Source organism: Martelella mediterranea (genome assembly GCF_004342225.1).
In the GTDB taxonomy this organism is placed as follows: domain Bacteria; phylum Pseudomonadota; class Alphaproteobacteria; order Rhizobiales; family Rhizobiaceae; genus Martelella; species Martelella mediterranea_B.
The window spans coordinates 1-2,744 of record NZ_SMAR01000089.1; the positions used below are offsets into that span (position 1 = coordinate 1).

The 2,744-nt window shown below is 58.7% G+C and carries 3 protein-coding genes and 1 pseudogene; 3 read left to right on the plus strand and 1 reads right to left on the minus strand.

Annotated features, from left to right (window positions below; all coding sequences use genetic code 11):
* Positions 1 to 257 precede the first annotated feature (257 nt).
* From EDC90_RS20635 to EDC90_RS21610, 3 genes and pseudogenes are all read left to right on the plus strand, one after another.
* Complete coding sequence (locus EDC90_RS20635) at positions 258 to 512, plus strand: antitoxin (protein ID WP_132314385.1); 255 nt, start codon at positions 258 to 260, stop codon at positions 510 to 512.
* Complete coding sequence (locus EDC90_RS20640; protein ID WP_132314386.1) at positions 509 to 913, plus strand: type II toxin-antitoxin system VapC family toxin; 405 nt, start codon at positions 509 to 511, stop codon at positions 911 to 913. Before EDC90_RS20635 ends, EDC90_RS20640 begins: the two co-directional genes overlap by 4 nt.
* A gap of 164 nt (positions 914 to 1,077) precedes the next feature.
* Positions 1,078 to 1,305, plus strand: a pseudogene (locus EDC90_RS21610) (ISL3 family transposase); the annotation flags it as partial.
* A 40-nt stretch (positions 1,306 to 1,345) separates the two neighbouring features.
* Here the strand turns inward: EDC90_RS21610 and EDC90_RS20650 are convergent.
* Complete coding sequence (locus EDC90_RS20650; RefSeq protein ID WP_207903996.1) at positions 1,346 to 2,368, minus strand: LacI family DNA-binding transcriptional regulator; 1,023 nt, start codon at positions 2,366 to 2,368, stop codon at positions 1,346 to 1,348.
* Between the last annotated feature and the right edge of the window lie 376 nt (positions 2,369 to 2,744).

Sequence of the window (2,744 nt, forward strand, 5' to 3'; positions counted from 1 at the left end):
ATCAAAATATCACTTGGCGGGCGAAGCCCAATCGAATATCGAAACAGTCTGGGCCTTGCGTCATAGACCTGTCCAAGTTTTCGTCCGCACCCCCACAGGGTCACCTCTCAGCAGAAATCAACAGCTTTAGCCCGGAACCCTACATCCATGTCCGTTTTTGGGATAGAAAGCCCTGCTTCGCTTCGCATTACGCTTGAAATCTCAAAGTCGACCTAGTATATACATTTGCATATACATCATTTTGACAGGAGGCTTTCATGCCCCAAGCATCTGAAGAACGCGAAGCCAAGCTGTTTCGCAACAACAAAAGTCAGGCTGTCCGTATCCCGGCCGATTTCGAACTGCCGGGAGACCGAGTGATGATTCATCGGGAAGGCAACCGGCTTGTGATTGAACCGGCTCCCAACAAGAACCTGTTGGATGTTCTTGCACGCCTGAAGCCGCTCGGCCCTGATGACCAATTCCCTGACGTCGATGAGACATTGCTGCCCGCAAGGAAAATCGACCTTTGAGCCGCCTATACATGCTCGACACGAATATCGTGTCGGACCTCGCGCGAAATCCGGCTGGCGCCGTCGTCGGCCATATCGCTGATGCCGGACAGGATACGATCTGCGTCAGCATCATCACCGCGGCTGAGCTGAGCTATGGCTGTGAACGCAAGGGATCTGCCAGGCTGACGGCGCAAATCGAGGCCATTCTTGGTGGCATGCAGATACTCGCGCTGGATGCGCCATCACATGTGCGGTACGGGCGTATCAGAGCACAGCTCGAAGCTGCCGGCACGCCGATCGGTCCAAATGATCTGCTGATAGCGGCCCACGCCTTGGCTGTCGATGCAGTTCTGGTGACAGCCAATACGCGCGAATTCCTGCGAGTGCCCGGCCTCCAGGTTGAAAACTGGCTGGACTAAAGGTCCGTTTTGACGCCTCCTCGATGTTCGAGGACGTTCGAACCTATTGAATCTACGCATCGTGCTTTCCGAAAATCGATTCCGATTTTCGAGCCGGTGCTGCAATGACAAGACAATCCGGATCGTCCCCAATCCCGATCTGATGAATCCGCGTGTCGAGTGCGACACGCTGGGCACTACGATCTGCTGACCTTCCACTTTCTGGTCGGCGTGTACAGTTGACGAGAGTCGTGCGCCGGTTCCGGTGCGATGCCGTCCTGTGCGGTCGACGCATATTCTGCGAGCAGTTCGATGGCGGTGTGTTGGCCCGCTATGGACGGCGCACTCAACGGCTGGAAACTATCGTCCACCATCTTGGCCTTGCACTTGGCGGCAGGCCGGCTGCCGCCTTGCATCCAATGACAAACAACTTGGCAATACCAGCCGAAGGGATCAGCCCTGGCGTTGGGGCTTCGCGGTCGACTGGCGCACGATCAGTTCGGTCGGCAGCGTGATCCGGTTGCTCGGCGCATCGAGCCCGCCGATGCGCGCCAGAAGTGTGTTCATCGCCGACCGGCCGATCTGGCGCAGCGGCTGGCGGATCGTCGTCAGCGGCGGATGCATCTGCTGGGCGATGGCAATATCGTCGAAGCCGGTCAGCGACATGTCCTCCGGGATACGCAGTCCCTTTTCGCGCAGCGCCTGGCTGGCGCCGAGCGCACTGATATCATTGGCCGCGAAGATGGCGGTCGGGCGGTCCTTGAGTGCGAGGATCCGCTTGGTCGCGTCGAAGCCGCTTTTCTGCAGGAAATCGCCGTCGGCGATCAGCGCCGGGTCCCTGTCCAATCCGAACTGGGCCACGGCATCGCAATAGCCGGCCATGCGTTCGCGGGCCGAGCGCAGACGATTGTCGCCGGTGATAAAGCCGATCCGGCGGTGGCCGAGATCGGCCAGATGGCGCACCGCAAGCCGCGCACCCTGATAACTGTCGCCGTCGACGGAGGGGAAGGGCGGATCATCGTAAAGCGTGTCGATCGTGACCACGGGCAGCGCTTCGCTGGCGATCTGCTCCAGATAGCTCGCCTCGTAGGGCAGAATGGCAATGATGCCGCCGGCGATCTGCTGCAGTAGGCTTGCCACGCTGCTTGGCGCGGTGCTGTCGCGATCCGGCAGCGAGTAGACGAGCGCCTCGTAGCCGGCGCTTTTGGCCGCGCCGCTGATGCCGAGCACGATATCGCTGGTAAAGGGCGCATGCAGCTCGGCCATCACGCCGATAATCCGCGAGCGGCCATTGGACAGCTTCTGCGCGAATGGATTGACCGAATAGCCCATCTCGTCGGCAATGCGTAGAATGTCTTCGCGCGTTTCGGCCGAGACGCCGGGCTGATTGTTGAGCGCGCGCGAGGCCGTCATCCGCGAGACGCCCGCAACCTTCGCAATTTCGGCCAGCGTCGCCGCCCGTTTTTTCACCGCCACAATGTTTGCTCCCGCCGCGATCTCATCGGCTCTGCCCGCGCGGCATCACGGAAAGATACCAGAACGATCAACACCTTACACCTTTCCCTCTTGCCTTCTTGCATCAGCCGAGAGGCAACGGCATCGACTAGCACAGTTTTGTCACAATAGCGACATGGCGCACAATCTGGATGTTTTTCGTGCTTCGTCACGCCCTGCGATCAAGGTGTTCACGCACGTATCGCTCAAGGGGAAATGCGACACCTTTTCACAGGGAAGGAAAGCTGATTGACACCCCGTATCGTTACCGGTAACGTACCTCATATCGTAAGACTTACAGCTGTCTTGCATGGGAGGAAACAATGCAATTCAAACCGTCCAGAACGTTAACCCGTTT

Bases quoted from the DNA above. Each gene is read 5' to 3' on its own strand.
- EDC90_RS20635 (WP_132314385.1), top strand. From the start codon at position 258: ATGCCCCAAGCATCTGAAGAACGCGAAGCCAAGCTGTTTCGCAACAAC.